The following is a 947-nucleotide window of genomic DNA, read 5'->3' as shown; positions in this document are numbered from 1 at the left end:
GCCCTCACGACCGCACGGCGCATCGGCTACCGCGCCCAGGAAGCCCGCGCCCTGCTCGGCCTGGCCGCGTCGCTGTCCGGCGCCGAGGCCGACGCTCACTTGCGCGCCGGCCTGGCCCTCCAAGCCGACCTCGGCCTCACCCCGGTCCCGACGTCAGGGCCCTGGCAAAGCCGGGCAGCAGGGCCGATCCGCCGATCCGCGATGTCATGAAAGGGTCGTTCATCTCGCCAGACGACATGAATGACCCTTTCACGACGTCCCCGCGACGCCGGACAGACCACGCGGCCGGCCCGCGGCCGGTCACCCGCTCGCCGGCCCGACGTAGTGAATGACTCATTCATGTCGTCTGACGACAGGAATGAGTCATTCACTACATGCCGGGCGCGGCTCAGGGTGCGGTGACGTCGATCAGGACCTTGCCCGTGATGCCGTCCTCCGAAGCCGCGTGCGCCTTCGCCGTGTCGTCGAGGGAAAACCGGTGCACCGGCACGCCCCGGTCCTCGCCCACCCGCAGCGCGCCGTCGGCCAGCGCCGCCGTGACGTCCTCCGTGCCGGCCTTCAGCTTGTCCTCGCCCACCGTGTACAGCACCAGGAACTGGTAACGCGCGTTGAGCCACACGTTGGCCCCGAAGTCGAGCGTCACCGTCCCCGTGCCGCGGTCGTCGCCGTACAGCGCGACCGTGCCGCGCGGGCGCAGCACCTCGGTGTGCAGCTTCGCGTTGACCCCGGCCGCGACCTCGACCACCAGGTCGACGCCGTCGGGCGCGACCTCGCGGATCCGCGCGCCCAGTTCCGCGTCCGGGTAGCGGACGACGTGGTGGGCGCCGGCCGCACGGGCCAGAGCGGCCTTATCGTCGTTGGAGACCGTCGCCCCGGCCCAGCGGCCGAGCTGGATCGCCGCGTTGCCGACCGCGCCCGCGCCGCCGCTGACCAGCACCGTGCGGCCG

At 72.5% G+C, this 947-nt stretch carries 2 protein-coding genes; one reads left to right on the top strand and one right to left on the bottom strand.

Annotation, left to right across the window (positions count from 1 at the left end; all coding sequences use genetic code 11):
• On the top strand, positions 1-210 hold a 210-nt coding region (locus G3I65_RS27725), incomplete at its 5' end, for a hypothetical protein (protein WP_160698725.1).
• A 178-nt stretch (positions 211-388) separates the two neighbouring features.
• Here G3I65_RS27725 and G3I65_RS27720 read toward each other — a convergent pair.
• A partial coding sequence (locus tag G3I65_RS27720) for a zinc-binding dehydrogenase (protein WP_160698724.1) occupies positions 389-947 on the bottom strand: 559 nt, incomplete at its 5' end.

This window comes from Amycolatopsis sp. SID8362 (assembly GCF_010550475.1).
Classification (GTDB): Bacteria; Actinomycetota; Actinomycetes; order Mycobacteriales; family Pseudonocardiaceae; genus Amycolatopsis; species Amycolatopsis eburnea.
This window is presented reverse-complemented; position numbering and strand designations above follow the sequence as displayed.